General features: G+C 63.7%; 18 protein-coding genes, 1 other RNA gene and 1 pseudogene. 10 read left to right on the top strand and 10 right to left on the bottom strand.

Annotated features, from left to right (window positions below):
• Positions 1-41: 41 nt before the first annotated feature.
• A complete protein-coding gene (locus tag PD885_RS03505) occupies positions 42-302 on the top strand; it encodes a hypothetical protein (RefSeq protein WP_087946524.1) in 261 nt (86 codons plus the stop codon).
• A 221-nt stretch (positions 303-523) separates the two neighbouring features.
• On the opposite strand, the gene PD885_RS03500 is transcribed toward PD885_RS03505, so the two are convergent.
• The 5 genes from PD885_RS03500 to PD885_RS03480 form a co-directional block, all read right to left on the bottom strand.
• Positions 524-1861 carry a PQQ-dependent sugar dehydrogenase gene (locus PD885_RS03500; protein ID WP_002814146.1) on the bottom strand — a complete coding sequence of 446 codons (1338 nt, stop codon included), beginning with the start codon at positions 1859-1861 and terminating at the stop codon, positions 524-526.
• 87 nt (positions 1862-1948) lie between these two features.
• Entirely contained in the window at positions 1949-2257 is a 309-nt protein-coding gene (locus tag PD885_RS03495; RefSeq protein WP_002814149.1) for a DUF3247 family protein, read from the bottom strand.
• Between the two features lie 114 nt (positions 2258-2371).
• Positions 2372-4405: a hybrid sensor histidine kinase/response regulator gene (locus tag PD885_RS03490; RefSeq protein ID WP_167699508.1), complete on the bottom strand. Its 2034-nt coding sequence runs from the start codon at positions 4403-4405 to the stop codon at positions 2372-2374.
• 117 nt (positions 4406-4522) lie between these two features.
• Positions 4523-4813, bottom strand: coding sequence for a hypothetical protein (locus PD885_RS03485; RefSeq protein WP_002814152.1), 291 nt, complete (start codon positions 4811-4813; stop codon positions 4523-4525).
• Positions 4800-5246 carry a hypothetical protein gene (locus tag PD885_RS03480; RefSeq protein ID WP_002814153.1) on the bottom strand — a complete coding sequence of 149 codons (447 nt, stop codon included), beginning with the start codon at positions 5244-5246 and terminating at the stop codon, positions 4800-4802. The genes PD885_RS03485 and PD885_RS03480 overlap by 14 nt, the downstream gene beginning before the upstream one ends.
• Positions 5247-5495: 249 nt before the next feature.
• Between PD885_RS03480 and PD885_RS03475 the strand changes: the two genes are divergently transcribed.
• A complete protein-coding gene (locus PD885_RS03475; protein ID WP_002814154.1) occupies positions 5496-6071 on the top strand; it encodes a DUF3016 domain-containing protein in 576 nt (191 codons plus the stop codon).
• Positions 6072-6172: 101 nt separating this feature from the next.
• Here the strand turns inward: PD885_RS03475 and alr are convergent, their stop codons facing one another.
• Positions 6173-7258: an alanine racemase gene (gene alr, locus PD885_RS03470; RefSeq protein ID WP_002814155.1), complete on the bottom strand. Its 1086-nt coding sequence runs from the start codon at positions 7256-7258 to the stop codon at positions 6173-6175.
• A complete protein-coding gene (locus PD885_RS03465; RefSeq protein ID WP_088056657.1) occupies positions 7258-8547 on the bottom strand; it encodes a D-amino acid dehydrogenase in 1290 nt (429 codons plus the stop codon). Before PD885_RS03465 ends, alr begins: the two co-directional genes overlap by 1 nt.
• Positions 8548-8695: 148 nt before the next feature.
• On the opposite strand from PD885_RS03465, the gene PD885_RS03460 reads away from it, so the two are divergent.
• The gene (locus PD885_RS03460) at positions 8696-9181 is read left to right on the top strand and encodes a winged helix-turn-helix transcriptional regulator (protein ID WP_002814157.1); all 486 of its coding nucleotides are present in this window, start codon (positions 8696-8698) and stop codon (positions 9179-9181) included.
• 3 nt (positions 9182-9184) lie between these two features.
• Here the strand turns inward: PD885_RS03460 and PD885_RS03455 are convergent, their stop codons facing one another.
• Complete coding sequence (locus PD885_RS03455; RefSeq protein WP_040763019.1) at positions 9185-9616, bottom strand: superantigen-like protein SSL4; 432 nt, start codon at positions 9614-9616, stop codon at positions 9185-9187.
• 288 nt (positions 9617-9904) lie between these two features.
• Here PD885_RS03455 and msrB point away from each other — a divergent pair, with 288 nt between their 5' ends.
• The 5 genes from msrB to PD885_RS03430 all read left to right on the top strand — a co-directional run bounded on the left by msrB (position 9905) and on the right by PD885_RS03430 (position 13817).
• Positions 9905-10369 (top strand): peptide-methionine (R)-S-oxide reductase MsrB, encoded by a 465-nt coding sequence (gene msrB, locus PD885_RS03450; RefSeq protein ID WP_002814161.1) that lies wholly within the window; start codon positions 9905-9907, stop codon positions 10367-10369.
• A gap of 270 nt (positions 10370-10639) precedes the next feature.
• Complete coding sequence (motA, locus tag PD885_RS03445) at positions 10640-11494, top strand: flagellar motor stator protein MotA (RefSeq protein ID WP_002814163.1); 855 nt, start codon at positions 10640-10642, stop codon at positions 11492-11494.
• A gap of 10 nt (positions 11495-11504) precedes the next feature.
• Complete coding sequence (gene motB, locus PD885_RS03440) at positions 11505-12656, top strand: flagellar motor protein MotB (protein ID WP_002814164.1); 1152 nt, start codon at positions 11505-11507, stop codon at positions 12654-12656.
• A 276-nt stretch (positions 12657-12932) separates the two neighbouring features.
• A complete protein-coding gene (locus PD885_RS03435; RefSeq protein ID WP_002814166.1) occupies positions 12933-13517 on the top strand; it encodes a hypothetical protein in 585 nt (194 codons plus the stop codon).
• A gap of 15 nt (positions 13518-13532) precedes the next feature.
• Entirely contained in the window at positions 13533-13817 is a 285-nt protein-coding gene (locus PD885_RS03430) for a DUF4031 domain-containing protein (RefSeq protein WP_002814168.1), read from the top strand.
• A 98-nt stretch (positions 13818-13915) separates the two neighbouring features.
• Here the strand turns inward: PD885_RS03430 and PD885_RS03425 are convergent, their stop codons facing one another.
• Positions 13916-14467, bottom strand: a complete 552-nt coding sequence (locus PD885_RS03425) for a DUF6630 family protein (protein ID WP_002814170.1) — start codon at positions 14465-14467, stop codon at positions 13916-13918.
• Positions 14468-14629: 162 nt separating this feature from the next.
• Here PD885_RS03425 and PD885_RS03420 point away from each other — a divergent pair, with 162 nt between their 5' ends.
• Both PD885_RS03420 and PD885_RS03415 read left to right on the top strand, forming a co-directional pair.
• Positions 14630-14878 (top strand): DUF3297 family protein, encoded by a 249-nt coding sequence (locus PD885_RS03420; protein ID WP_002814172.1) that lies wholly within the window; start codon positions 14630-14632, stop codon positions 14876-14878.
• A gap of 51 nt (positions 14879-14929) precedes the next feature.
• Positions 14930-15005: non-coding RNA, sX9 sRNA (locus PD885_RS03415), on the top strand.
• Between the two features lie 3 nt (positions 15006-15008).
• Here PD885_RS03415 and PD885_RS20430 read toward each other — a convergent pair.
• Positions 15009-15206, bottom strand: a pseudogene (locus tag PD885_RS20430) (transposase); the annotation flags it as partial.
• Positions 15207-15245: the final 39 nt, after the last annotated feature.

Raw genomic sequence — 15245 nt, 5'->3', positions numbered from 1 at the left:
CCCACCTAGGCTGAAATCAGCCCCCACACCGGAGAGACGCGATGCGAGCCCTATTCGTGGGTGGAGTTGTCGATAACAGCGAAATGGATCTGGACGACACGCCGCCACCGATGCACTACCCCGAAAACACCGGGGCCGGCCGGCCCCGCTACCGCCTGCATCAGGTGGGCGAGCGCGAAAACGGCAGCGTGGCCTACGCGGTCTACGGCGCACCGGAAATGGCTGACGACGATATCAGCCGCATTACCGAAGAGCGCGGATATGCACGCCGCTTCAGCGCATCGCCAGAGGCGCCGCGTTGATTGGCTTGCCTCACAGATGCACATAAGCGACGTATGTGAAAAAACCGGGTATACGACCGGTTTTTCGTTGTTCGAATGCGTGCCTTCAGCGAGTGACGCGTCTGCTACGCGACCCAGCCGATGAGCGCTCGCAGCAGGCACGCATCGCAGTCCTGAGCTCTCACCGGCAACCTCGCTCAGACTCACTGGACACACTTGCCCAGTGCGTGTGCCAGCCGCGCTCAGCGCGTTTTCGGCGTCACGCGCCAGATCACATTGCCCACGTCATCGGCTACCAGCAGCGCGCCGCTGTTGTCAGGCAAGACGCCTATCGGACGTCCCTGGGCATTGCCTTCGGCATCCAGAAATCCATCAAGTACCGTGATCGGCGTACCGCTGGGCTTGCCATCGACGAACGGGACGAACAGTACTTTGTAGCCGCTGGGCGGATCGCGATTCCATGAGCCGTGCTGGCCGATAAAGGCGCCCTGGCGGAAACGTTCCGGCAGCAAGCTGCCTCTGGCGAACGTCAAACCGAGCGAGGCGGTGTGCGGGCCCAGCGCGTAATCGGGCTTGATTGCCTTGGCCACCAGCTCGGCGTTTTGCGGTTTGACCCGCTCGTCCACGTGTTGGCCGTAATAGCTGTACGGCCAACCATAAAAGCCGCCGTCGCGCACCGAGGTCAAGTAGTCCGGCACCAGGTCGCTGCCAATTTCATCGCGCTCGTTGACCACCACCCACAGCGATTTACTCTGCGGCTCCCATGCAGTGCCAACCGGATTGCGCAAGCCGCTGGCGAATACGCGGCTGCTGCCGGTGGCCGGGTCGATCTCCAGGATCGCCGCGCGGTTGAGTTCGGCCTCCATGCCGTTCTCGGCCACGTTGCTGTTGGAGCCGACGCCCACGTACAGTTTGCTGCCGTCCGGGCTGGCCAGCAGCGACTTGGTCCAATGATGGTTGAGGCCGCCGGGTAGATTGGCCACAAGCGTCGGCTTGGCGGTGATATGCGTATCGCCGGGCTTGTAGGGAAAGCTCACCAGCGCATCGGCATTGGCGACATAGAAACGATCACCGACCAGCGCCATGCCGAACGGCGAAAATAGGCCGCTGATGAATTGCGTGCGCACCTCGGCAACGCCGTCGCCATCGACATCGCGCAACAAGGTGATGCGGTTGGCGCTGGGCACCACGGCGCCGGCCTTTTTCATCATCGCGCCCTGCACTTTCTTGCGCAGACCGCTGTCGCCTTCGGCACCTTCCGGCTTCGGCGGCTCGGCGGTCTCGGCCACCAACACATCGCCATTGGGCAGCACATATAGCCAGCGCGGGTGATCCAGGTCGAGGGCAAAAGCGTTGACCTGCAGATCATCGGCAGCGATGGGCTTGGCGTTTGCGGCCCAGCGCTTGACCGGCGCCACCTTGACAGTAGGGATCACACGTTTGACCGGCTGGGGTAATTGCGGATTTGGCCCGGTACCCTGTTCGATGGCCAGCGTGGCGGTATCGCCGCACGCGGCAAGAAAGGCGACAACCATCAACGACAGCGGCCAGCGAGCGAACTTCAACACGGGTGCATTCATTGCGAGGAATCCTGAACGGTTGCGACAGTCGGTCATCATGCCGACAGCACGACGGTGAGAAGTAAACACACCGTCAACACACCGGCCTCAAGGCATGACTTGCGGATCGGCTCCCAACAACAGCTGGTGCACCGCCACAATCCGATCCATCCAGATCCACTGCGGCTCCTGCGAGGCATCCAGTTGATCCAGACGCAGTTGCCCGTTCAAGCCTTCGTTGTCCTGATCATCGAGATAGGTCTGGATACTCGGACGCACTGCAACCGTGCCGCTGATCATGCTGCCGTCATCGAGTTCGATGCGCACGCGTTCCTGTCCATCGAGCAAGGACACCCAGTGCTCAAGCGTGGCGATCTGTACCTGTTCCGAATAAACATGCGGGGCGTATTTCGGCATCGTGACATCTCCACCACAGGAGCGTGCCACGCTAGGCCAGTGTGCGTGAAAGACGCAGCAAACTGCGTGTTTATGCTGTACCTGCAATTGCGCGGCATTCGCGCCGCACGTGCATCACTCCACCGATTCGCGCGCTGCACGCACTGCGGTGACCAACTGCGCCACGCTATACGGCTTGGCCAGATGCTCTTGAAAGCCAGAGTCCAGCGCCCGCTTGCGATCATCGTCGCGGGCTAGCGCGGTCACTGCCACAGCCGGTAGTGCAGTGGCATCCAGACCCATGTTTTCGCGCACGGTACGGATCAACCCATAGCCATCCATGCCCGGCATGCCGATATCGGTGAGGATCAGATCGAAGCGTGCGTAACCGCGATGATCGATCAGCGCCAACGCATCGGTAGCACTGCCGGCAGTGATCACTTCGGCGCCCTGCTCTTCGAGCAGACGGCGTAGATAATCGAGCATGTCCGGCTGATCTTCAACCGCCAGCAGACGAAGGCCGTTGAGCGCGCGCGCTTCGACGATCTGCTCGGACATCAGGCGCCGCCGCAGTTCGCGTCGCGGGCGTTTGGCCTGGTCGGGAATATGTTCGGGCAGGCGCACGGTGAATGTCGCGCCCTTGCCGCGGCCGCCACTGGTCGCACCGACCTGGCCACCGTGCATTTCCACCAGCTGCTGCACGATCGCAAGGCCCAGACCCAAGCCGCCGTGCTGGCGCGTGGTGGTGCCATCGGCCTGGCGAAAACGCCCGAACAGATGCGGCAGGAATTCGGCCGCAATGCCGTCGCCGGAATCGCGCACGGCCACCAGCAGATGGCCGTCGTCGCGTTCGATGCTGACGTCAATACGGCCGTGCGCCGGGGTGAACTTGATTGCGTTGGAAAGTAGATTCCACAGCACCTGCTGCAGGCGCGTGGCGTCGCCGAGCACCAGGCAGGGCGTGGACGGCACATGCAACTCCAGCACCTGGTCCTTGCCTTCGGCCGCCAGTTCCTGGGTGGTCAAGGCTTCGCGCACCTGCTCGGCCAGATCCAGCGATTCGACTTCCAGCTGCACCTTGCCCAGCAGCATGCTACTAAGATCGAGCATGTCCGAAATCAGCCGCTTCTGCGCACGTGCGCTGCTGGCGATCACCGACAGGCCCTTGTAGTTGGGATGGCCCTCTTCGACCCGCTGCAGCAGCAATTCGCTCCAACCCAGGATCGTGGTCAGCGGCGTGCGCAATTCATGCGATAGCGTAGCCAGGAATTCGTCCTTCAGCCGCGCCATGCTCTCAGCTTCGCTGCGCGCGCTGCGCTCCGATTCAAGCAATTGCTCGCGCGCCAGTTCGATTTCGCGCTGCTCGGTCACATCCGGGCTGCTACCGGCCAGGCCGATAAACCGGCCATCGGCCGAATAGCGCGGCGTGGCGGTCATTTCGATCCAGCGCCACTGCCCATCGTGGCGACGTGCGCGCACCAGCGCACGCAGGCCGCGTTGTTCTTCCAGTGAAGCGGCAAGTTCGAACTGGAAAATCGGCAAGTCGTCGGGATGCAGCAACTCGCTCCACGCCGATACCGTGCCGCTGGAAATATCCAGACCAAAGAATTCACCATAGGCGCTGTTGACGAAACGCACCACGCCTTGCGCGTCCAGCACCCACACCGGCATCGGTAGGCCGTCGGCCAGCGCGCTGAAACGCGCTTCGCTCTCGGCCAGTTCGCGCTCGACGCGTTTGCGCTCGGTGATGTCCATGAACAGCACCGCGACCCGCGCTTGGTCCGGTTCTCCGACCCGGAACGCATCTACCGAATACCAGCGGCGCAGCGCCCTGGCCTGCATTTCGAAGTGGATGCGATTACCGGTGCGCGCGACATGGCCGTAGCGGTCGAACCACTCCTGCTCATGCTCGGCGAGCATGCCGCGGATAGACACATTCACCACGTTGGACAGACCGGTATAGCGCTCAAACGCGCCATTGGTCATGCGAATGACGTAATCGACCGCCTGGTCGCCCTCGAACACCATGTCGATGACGCAGAAACCTGCGTCTACGTTATGGAAAATCTCGTGGTACATCCCCTGGTCTAGGAATGGCTGCGCGATAGCCGCGGGAAGGCCAGTGGCCGGGTCGGGACTGGGGGTCGAGGTGCTCAAATCGGGGGCCACGGATAATGCCAGTGCGGATGACGAGCGGATAAAACCATGCTTGATGTCGTCAGCGGGTGCACAGGAGTCTGACCCGGCTCACGCTGCCGCCAGCCGGGCGTTCGACCGGCCCGTCTTTCACCACAAGCTCGCAGCGGCCAAGCCAATGCAGGCCGCCGACACCACGATTCCGGCGATCACGCCGCGGAACACCCACTCGCCTTGGCGGCGCAGTTGCTCGTCCATCCAGCGCTGTGCTTCCTGGCGCCAGGCGCTAGAACGTACGTCGTCGGCGTCCAGCAACAACAGGCGCACCCGCGGCAGCCCCAGCTCGACACATTCGCTGCGGCAGCGCTGACTGAAGCCGTCTTGGCCGCTGGCGATCTGCGCGCCCAGCAGCAGCTGCAATTCGAATTCATGCCTGGACATAACGCGGGCGCTCCTGATCAAGCTCGTGTTCCAGCGCCATCCGCGCCAGTTGTGAATAGTTGGCGCGCGGACACTGTCCACGGCCGGTGAGCATTCCCTGATAGTCAAGGTCCTGCCAGACCCGACAAGTCCACTCGACGCAATCCTCAGCAATCACCAGCATCAGCGAATAGCGGTAATCCAGGCCATTGGCAGCGGTGTAGATATAAACCGGCGGGAACTGCACAGCGACATCGAGCTGACGCGCCAGCGCGGCCAAGTGCTCGCGCAGCGCATCACGCGCATCGGTGCCCGGCTTCAGACGCAGCGCGCGCGTGGCCAGATCCAGATCCACATCGCTTTGCAGGGCCACAAATGTTGCAGCGCCGGTGGCGGGGTTATGACCGTGTTGTTTCGCCCAGTCGATAAACTGCAGGCGCACGTCCGACGGCATGTGTGCCGGCGCCGAAGAAGCTGACTTTGTGCGGAAAGAGTGGGTGCCCATGCGAATGATCTTCTGGACTATGCCGTGAAGCGCGGGCGCAGGCGCTGTGAACCCACCGTCACGGCCTGGCCGATGCGAATTAACCGCGCGGCAACACGCTTGCGAGCCCTGGCGCGCCAAGCGTTGCGGGCGACCGGGCGCACTCCCACACTGCTGGAACGCCCGGTACGCCGCGTACCTTCCGCTTGGAGGTTTTGCATGAAACGTTACAGTCTTTCCGGGGCCAGCCTGTTGCTGGCAGGACTGCCCGCGGCGGCCGGTGTGCAGGCCCGAGTGCACAACGTCACCGACCCCGAAGCGCAACGCGCGCTGCGCAGCGATGGCAAGGTCGATGTGTGCTGGACCGACCCCGCTCAATTCTCTGAAGTGCGCTTCAGCGGCAACCGCTGGGAAGCGCAACGTGGCGATTGGGTGACCCAACTGGCAACGCATTTTCAGCAGAGCGCTGCGCGGCAGCTACCAGACAGCCAGCACCTGAGCGTGACCATTACCAACATCCGCCGCGCCGGCCAGTACGAGCCCTGGCATGGACCACGCATGCAAAACGTGCGCGTTGTCAAGGACATCTACCCGCCGCGTTTGAGCTTCACGTACACGCTGACCGGGGCCGACGGCCGGGTGATCGATCAGGGCGAACGCAAGCTGGTGGATTCAGCCTTTCTGATGAGCGGACCGCCACTGACCGACAGCGACCCGCTGCGCTTCGAAAAAGCAATGATCGATGACTGGGTGCGCAAGCAATTCCGGGGCGATCGCAGTACTGCTGGGTTGTGATGGGTTGGCGCTGGCGTCGCCGGAACATCAACTCGGTTGTGATTCGACGCATCGCACCGCGACGACAGCGTGCAGTTTCTAACCGATTTACCACGTCAACCCTAGCCTGCTTCACCCTCACCCACATACACCCGCGGCACGCGCTTGAGTCCACACAACAGTTGATACGCGCTGACGTTGCACTGCGCAGCCAACGGGCTCGCACGCGGCGCCTCGCCCCATAACTGCACGCTGGCGCCGATCTGGGCCTGCGGATGATCGGTCAGGTCCACGGTCAGCATGTCCATCGACACGCGCCCGATCAACGGGCAGACCTGGCCATCCACCCGCATCGGCGTGCCGTTGGGCGCGAACTGCGGATAACCGTCGGCATAACCCATCGCCACCACGCCGACACGGGTCGGCCGTTCGGCTACGAAACGGGCACCGTAGCCGACCGGCTCGCCGGCTGGCAGTTCGCGCACGGAGATGATGCGCGAGCGCAGCGTCATCACCGGGAGCAGTTGCGCGGTGGTGTCGGTTTCCCGCGCGAACGGGTTTGCGCCGTACAGCATCAGCCCCGGACGCGACCAATCGTTGCGCAAGGCCGGCCAGCCGAGCAGCCCGGGCGAATTGCGCAGACTGGTTTCCGCACGCATCCCGCCAGCGGTCAAGGCGAAGGCGACGGCCTGTTCGTCGGTGCGGCTGCACTCCAGTTCATCGGCACGCGCCAGGTGGGTCATCAGCACCATCGAAGCGATCTGCGGCAACCCGCGCAAACGCAACCACGCCGCACGAAAATCTTCCGGCGACAGGCCCAACCGGTGCATACCGCTGTCCAACTTCAACCACACCCGCAACGGACGCGGGCTCTGGAAATCGGCCAGCGCACGCACCTGCTGTGGTGTGGCCACCACCGTCCACAGATCGTGCTCGGCAATCAGGCGCAACTCGTCGTGCTCGAAGAAGCCTTCCAACAACAAGATCGGTGCGCGGATGCCGGCCTGACGCAGCTCCAGAGCTTCTTCGATACACGCCACCGCAAAGCCATCGGCCTCGCCGTCCAGCGCCCGTGCGCAGCGCACCGCGCCGTGGCCATAAGCGTCGGCCTTGACCACCGCCAAGGCCTTACTGCCGCCCAGGCGCTTGGCCAGACGGTAGTTGTGACGCAATGCATTCAAATCGATCGACGCTTGCGCAGGGCGCACTACGCGGCCTCCTGCTGCGTGCGGGCGCTGCGTGGCGACAGGTAACGGAACACGTCCAGGCCCTCGCTATCGATATCGGGCGGGCGGCCCTGCATCACGTCGGCCAGATAGCGGCCCGAGCCGCAGGCCATGGTCCAGCCCAGGGTGCCGTGGCCGGTATTGAGGAACAGATTGGCATACGGCGTGCCGCCGACCACCGGTGTGCCATCTGGCGTGGCCGGGCGCAGGCCGGTCCAGAACTCGGCCCGGGCCAGATCGCCACCGCCGGGAAACAGAGCGTTGACCACCATTTCCAAGGTGGCGCGACGACGCGGAGGCAGCGACAGATCGAAGCCGGCCACCTCGGCCATGCCGCCGACGCGGATGCGTTCGTCGAAACGGGTGAGCGCGATCTTGTAGCTCTCGTCCAGCACCGTGGAGGTCGGCGCGCGTTGCGCATCGACGATCGGAATCGTCAGCGAATAGCCCTTGAGCGGGTAGACCGGCAGATGCAGGCCCAGCGAGAGCAGCAGGTCGGCCGAATAGCTACCTAGCGCCAGCACGTAACGGTCGGCGGTTTCGATGCGGCCATCGATCTGCACGCCGGTGACGCGGCGGCCATCGTGCTCAAGTCGCTCGATCTGCTGCCCATAGCGAAATTCCACACCGGCCTGCGCGGCCAGCTCAGCCAGGCGTTGGGTGAACAGCCGGCAGTCGCCGGTCTGGTCTTCGGGCAGGCGTAAGGCGCCGGCCATCTGCGCACCACCGCCAGCCAGGCCGGGTTCGAATTGCGCTATCTGCGCCGGGCTCAGCAACTCATACGGCACGCCATACTGCGTCAATACTTCGATGTCCTGCGCGGCAGCATCCAGTTGCTGCTGGGTGCGGAACAACTGGGTGGTGCCAAGCTGGCGGCCTTCGAACTCGATGCCGGTGCTGGCACGCAGCTCGTTCAAACAATCGCGGCTGTAGTCGGACATGCGCACCATGCGCGCCTTGTTCACCGCATACCGCTCGACAGTGCAGTTACGCAACATCTGGCTCAGCCACGCCAGCTGGCGCAGGTCGCGGGTGGGCCGGATTGACAGCGGCGCATGCTGTTCGAACAACCACTTCATCGCCTTGCCGGGCACGCCGGGCGCTGCCCAGGGCGAGGTGTAACCGAACGACAGCTGCCCAGCATTGGCGTAGCTGGTTTCCAGCGCCGCCGCTGGCTGACGGTCGACCACGGTGACCTCCCAGCCGGCCTGCGCCAGATACCACGCAGTCGTCGTGCCGATGACGCCGCTACCGAGAATGAGCACACGCATGTCGTTCTCCTGGAAAAGATATTCCCCCACAACCAAGCGCCGGGGGAGACGGTCGGGCGCAGTATATTGCGAGCCAGGCAGTGCCATTTCGGAAATCGGCACGCCTTTGCCGTGAAACCTCCTGTCACACCTTGTGGAGACAGACCCCATGGCTGCCCGCCTGCGCGAACCGGACAAGATCGACCGCAAGATCCTGCGCATCCGGCAGCAGGAGGAGCGAATTACCTTTACCGAATTGGGCGAACGCATCGGCCTGTCGACCACTCCCTGCACCGAGCGCGTGCGACGGCTGGAGCGCGGCGGCGCCATCGCCGATTACTACACGCGACTGGACCCGCACTCTCTCAAAGCAAGCCTGCTGGTGTTCATTGAAATCAGTCTGGCCTACAAATCCGGCGACATCTTCGAAGAATTCCGTCGCGCCGCGCTCAAGCTCCCCATCGTGCTGGAATGCCACCCGGTTTCGGGCGATTTCGATTACCCGCTCAAGGCGCGCATCAGCCAGATGGCGTCGTATCGCAAACTGCTCGGCAGCACCTTGCCGACCATGCCGCATGTGCGCGAGTCCAGGCCGGCTGCGCGTCGCCAGCGATCCGCAGCGGTCGCCAGCCTTCCTGCCGCATTCGTCGAATAACGTTCAGCGCACCACGCGCATGCCATCACCGGCCGGGACTGCGTCGTAGTAACGCCCGGTTTTGGTGTCCAGCACCCGGTTGGCACCGGCCGGCTGCATGCCTTGCAGCAAGCGGCCGTTGCGGTCGTAGACCATCGGTGCGGTGGCCGGCGCGACCTGGCTGCCGACGGGCGCAACGGGGGTCTGTGCCGGGCCGCGGGTCGGGATGGTCGGAGCAGACTGGCGCTGACCGAGCTGCGACGGAACCGGCGTGCTGGCCGCGGCCGGCTGGACGGCACGCGGCGCCGTGACGATGGGCTGCACCGGAGTCGGCGTGGTAACGGGCTGCAGGGTATTGGACGAACGCGTACCGGTTGCCGATTGCGCCACCGCGGTACCGGCAATGGTCAGCAGGCCGCACAGCAGCAAACCGCGCATTGAAGAATAGGTCGCCATGACAAGCACCTTAAGTGATCGAGGAGTCCTACTTCGATGGGGGCGCCAGCGTGCGGCAGCAATGCAGGGAGTCGGCTACGGGATGAACGCTTTCGTTAGGTTATTGCAGCGCGAAGACGCAATTCCGCTGCCCCCCCGCCTGACTCCTCCCTTCTCAGGCAATTCCTCACCCCAACCCCTTCCGCGGGAGAGGGGCTTGCGGCGCGGCCAGATTGAACCATGCGCCCGCCGCCCACATCACTGGGGGCAGGCGTCGGCACCCCGCGGGCGAGCGTATGCGAGAGCCTTATGAGCCAGTTCGATCTGACCCCTCCTTCCCCCGCCCAACGCGATGCGCTGACCGCCGGGCTCAGCGGCGAGGAACAGCGCGTGCTGCTGCAACATGGCACCGAGGCGCCCTTCTGTGGGGTGTTCCTGGACAACAAGCTGGACGGTGTCTACACCTGCCGCTTGTGCGGGTTACCGCTATTCCGCTCCAGCGCCAAGTTCGAGTCCGGTACCGGCTGGCCGAGCTTCTTTGCGCCCTATGATCCGGCCCATGTGCGCGAGATCCGCGATATCAGCTACGGCATGATCCGCACCGAAATCGTCTGCGCGCGCTGCGACAGCCACCTAGGCCATGTGTTTCCGGATGGCCCGCCGCCGACCGGCGAGCGCCACTGCCTCAATTCGGTGTCGCTGGGCTTTACCGAAAACGGCCAAACGCTGCCCAACCCATTGCAGCGCGGTGGTGCCGAAGCGCAGCCGGCCTGATGTCTGCGGCAAGACGTTGTGGCAACTACCAAAGACGACGCCACTGCAGGCATCTGCGTGCTGGCCCAATGCGACGACAAGGCATCACCGCAGCCGACCCAAGGCTCTCGCTGTCATCGGCCGACGGCGCGGCCGGTCCTTTACGTGCATGAAGCTGCAGCGACAATCGGCTGATCGTTCAGTCACAGCGCACATCTTCACACCGCGCGCTTCAAGAATCCGCCGCGCAAGCCGAAACAACAGCAACCTCTGTTTGCTTCTGGCTGCGCCATGCTCATCATCATCGGCTTCATCGTCGTCATCGTCAGTGTCCTCGGCGGCTATGTGCTGTCGCATGGAAAACTGGGTGCGCTGTGGCAGCCGTACGAGCTGTTGATCATCGGTGGTGCGGCGCTGGGCGCCTTCCTGGTCAGCACACCGGCCAAGATCGTCAAGGAAACCTTCAGCAGCGTCCTGGGCGTATTCAAGGGCCCGCAGTACAAGTCCGATGACTACAGGGACACGCTGAGCCTGGTCTACGAATTGTTGAACAAGGCCCGCCGCGACGGCTTCATGGCCTTGGAAGATCACGTCGAAAAGCCGCAGGACAGCACCATCTTCGGTAACTACCCAAAGGTGCTTGCCGACCATCACCTGCTGGACTTCATCACCGACTGCCTGCGCCTGATGACCGGCGGCAACATCGAGCCGCACGAGCTAGAGCCGCTGCTCGAACTGGAACTGGAAAAACATCACCACGAGGCGATGGCGCCCTCGCATGCCTTGAGCAAGGTTTCCGACGGCCTGCCCGGCTTCGGCATCGTGGCGGCGGTGCTAGGCATCGTGATCACGATGGGCTCGATCGGCGGGCCGATCGAAGAGATCGGTCATCATGTCGGCGCCGCGCTGGTTGGCACCTTTCTCGGCATCCTGCTGGCCTATGGCTTTGTGGCACCGCTCGCGGCGGCGATGGAAGCGCGCGCAGACCAGGATGGACGCATGTACGAAGCGGTCAAGACCGCGCTGCTGGCCTGCCTGCGTGGCTACAACCCGAAGATTGCGCTGGAATTCGCACGCAAGACGCTGCCCTCCAGCGTGCGTCCGAGCTTCGGCAATTTCGAAACGCACTTGAAGACGATCAAGTAGGCCCGCAGTCATGGCCGAGGGCAAATCCACCGTCGTCATCCGACGGATCAAGAAGGTGCAGGGTGGCGGCCATCACGGCGGCGCGTGGAAAGTGGCGTTTGCCGACTTCGTGACCGCGATGATGGCGTTCTTTCTGGTGCTGTGGCTGATGGCCGCCACCACCAAGGAACAGCGCGCGGCGATCTCGGAATACTTTCGCAATCCCAGCCCATTGTCGGGCAAATCGCCCGCGCCTTCGCCGGGCATGAACGGCCCAGGCGGCGCCAGCACCTCGATGATCAAGCTCGGCGGCACCGCCGACATGGCCAAGGGGCAAAAGGACGAAATGGGCCGCAAGCGCGACAACGCCACAGACACCAACGAAGACAGCCGCGCCAAGGACAAGCAGCGCCTGGAAACGCTGATGCAGGACTTGAAGGAAGCCATCGACAAGAGCCAGGCGCTGGAGCCGTTCAAGGACCAGTTATTGCTCGACCTAACCCCCGACGGCCTGCGCATCCAGATCGTGGACAAGCAGAATCGCCCGATGTTCGACATCGGCCGCGATCAGCTAAAGCCCTACACCGTGGATATCCTGCGCGAGCTGTCCAGCTTCATCAATGAGGTGCCCAACCACATCAGCATCACCGGCCACACCGACACCACCGCTTACAGCAGCGATGCCGGTTACACCAACTGGGAACTGAGCGCCGACCGTGCCAACGCAGCGCGCCGCGCGCTGGTGAGCGCCGGTATGGCCGATCCCAAGGTCAGCCGCGTGGTGGGGCTGTCGTCATCGGTACTGTTCGACAAGACCAATCCGCAGAATCCGATCAACCGCCGCATCAGTATCGTGGTGATGACTCAGGACGCCGAGCAGACCGCGCTGGACGGCGCCGGTCAGGGCGTGACGCTGGGCAAGTCCACCCACGACGCCGACACCCATGTGCCGGACCTGAGCGTGGCGACCGCCACCGGTGCCGCTGCGACGGGTGCGGTGGGAGCGCCGGTTACGGCGCCTGCTTCGGCTGCGGCAGCGGGCACTGTCAGCGACGCGGCGCCGGCCGCACCGCGCGTTTCCACGCGCACCCAGCTGGCCGCGGCCACTGCGCTGGCCAAGGCTGCCGAAGCCGCCGCGGCTACGCCACGTACGTCGGTCAGCAAGGCGCCCGAGCAGCGCTAAGCGTGGCCAACGTTACCTGGCGAATAGTCGTCAGCTGGCTGCGTGCAGCGCGCCGTCTCAGGCGCCCATTTTTGACAACCATCCGCGCCGCCTGACGGTGAGCGCAAGAATTCCAGGACGCTCCAGGTGGGCTGACGTGCCAGCTTCCCAGGCCTGCAGGATGCTGGAAGGACCGATCAGCGAGGTCGCCCCGTTGCCGAGCCTGGCAGCGTCGCGTGAACGGCACCACGCACAAGCGCTCTAGAATGGCCGGCCATTCACAGCGTCGAGAACACCGTGTCCCGCAATTCCAAGGCCAAGCGCGACAAGCGCAAGAAGTCCCAACCCCAGCGCCCCATCGTCCGTCTGGGTCAAGCGCCCCAGGTCATCAACCATGCCGTATTGCGGGACGCCGAAGACCGCGTGGTGGCCGCGATCGGTCTGCAAGGTGGCAGCGAGTGGATGCTGTCGATTGGCGGCCAGACCATGGGCAGCGCCGACAATCCGGTGCCGATGCTGGCCATGCTCAAGCATCTGGCCAACCTGCAGGAAAAGGAAGGCAAGACCATCTCGCTGGAATACTCGACCCAGCTGCAGCAGATGATCGACGACCTGGCTGCCGAGGACGGCAAGACCGCCGAGGAATACCTGACCACGCTGGTATCCGAATTCGAGAACGTTGAAGCCGGTGAAGACGACGAGGCTGATGAAGACGGCGCTGGCGACGAGGCCGGCGCCGACGTAGCAACCGGTGCCAAGGCAGCTGCCGAAACTGGCGACGCGGCCGAAGATGCCGCTGCCGACACCGCCGACGACGACGCGCAGGACGTATCCGATGACGCAGATGCGACCGATGGCAGCACGAAAAAGCAGAGCAAATAGCCCTAAGGCCAATCTGTGGCCGTCTACCTTGACGATGCGGTGCATCTGTGGCGCGATCAGCGCTGGGCGCATCTGCTAGGCGATACGCTGGACGAGCTGCATGCGATGGCGGCGCGGCTGGGCATTCCCCGCCGCGCCTTTCAAAACAAACTCAGCGGCGCGCACTACGATGTGCCTGCTCCGCGACGCGCCGAGGCGATCGCCCTCGGTGCCATCCCGATCTCGCGTCACACCGACCGCATCTTGCTCAAGGCATCGATTGTCAATGCACGTGCGCAGGCGCGGGGCGAGGTGTGGTGATTAGGGATTGGGAATGACAAGAGCCACGGCGTTTAGCACCGCACTTCCCCTCTTGCGCATTGCCGATCCACACTGCCGATTTCCCAATCACCAAACTCTCAGAACGCCTCGTTCCCCAGCCGCACTTCCACGCCGAGCAGCGAGGTCAGTGCCAGCATCGCTTCATCGTCGCGGCTGAGCGCGATCCAGCCGGAATACGCGTCGCCGTCGGTGTTCCAGTTCCACAGCGAATAGCCGTGCTCGCGCAGGCGATCGAATGCCAACGCCATCAGGTCGGGCACACTGAGACCGCGGGAAAATTCTTCGTCGTCCAGATCCCCGCCCCAGTCGATGCGCAGGTTCCAGCGCGCACTGAGTTCGTCGATGGCAGCAATGAACGCGTCGGTGTCCTTCCCGTCCACATAGAAACCCGAGCGCCAGTCGATCGCATCCTTCAATGCCCACAACCAGGCATCGTCGACTTCATCGCCGCCTTCATCGGCCTGCGTCTCGCGCCAGGCATCGAACTGGGCAAGTGCAGTGTCTTCGTCGCCGGGATTGATCAGCACCAGTAAATTCCACACCCGCGCCGGATGGTCGTCGACATCGTCTTCGTCGCTCTCGGGCTGCAGGCCTTCGTCGTCTTCGTAGTCGGCACTGTTGTCGGGCATTGCGGGTCTCACTTAAAGATTGCAAGGCGCAAGTGTGAGGCTTGGCGCCGCGCAAGCAAACCGATCGGCGCGCGGCTGCGTCGCCGGGGCTGGTCTTCACGGCGCAGGCCCGTATCCTGTGCGGTCGAAGACGGCCATCCCGGCCGCTATGACGCCTTCCCCATGAGCGATACCCCTCCCGATCATCTGGCCATCGACGCGCGCAGCCCGTTCCACAACGCCGATGCCCTCAGCCGCGGCGTCGGCGTGCGCTTCAACGGTGTCGAACGCGACAACGTGGAGGAGTATTCGGTCAGCGAGGGCTGGATCAAGGTGCAGGTCGGCAAGGCGCGCGACCGTCGCGGCAATCCGATGACGGTGAAGATCAAGGGTGAGGTGGCAGCTTATTACCTTGATACCAGGAAAGCCTGACAAAACGACTGCGCGACCGCCAGGCGGGCGCATCCGGTGCTCGGAATCGGCATGTCCCACGCGTACACTGCGGTTCCTTCGCGCCGTCCGCACCCACTTGAATGCCGCTCGCTACGTTTTGGCAACCGCTCTGAAACGATTGAATCCGCAACATCGTCGCCAGTGCGTACGGCTGTCGACCAGGCCGCCCCGACACCGGATAGTGCGGCGCGATCAGTCCGAGCAAATGCCTCCACGGAACCACCTGCTCCATCTCGGCCAGGAAGATCTCGCAGCGAGTCTGCTTGCGCTTGCCCAAACCTTCAGCGTCACCAAACGTCAGTTGCATGGATGACTCCTCAACGTAGGTGTGTAGTGTCGCGCATTT

The sequence above is a fragment of the Xanthomonas fragariae genome, assembly GCF_900183975.1.
GTDB lineage: Bacteria > Pseudomonadota > Gammaproteobacteria > Xanthomonadales > Xanthomonadaceae > Xanthomonas > Xanthomonas fragariae.
This window is presented reverse-complemented; position numbering and strand designations above follow the sequence as displayed.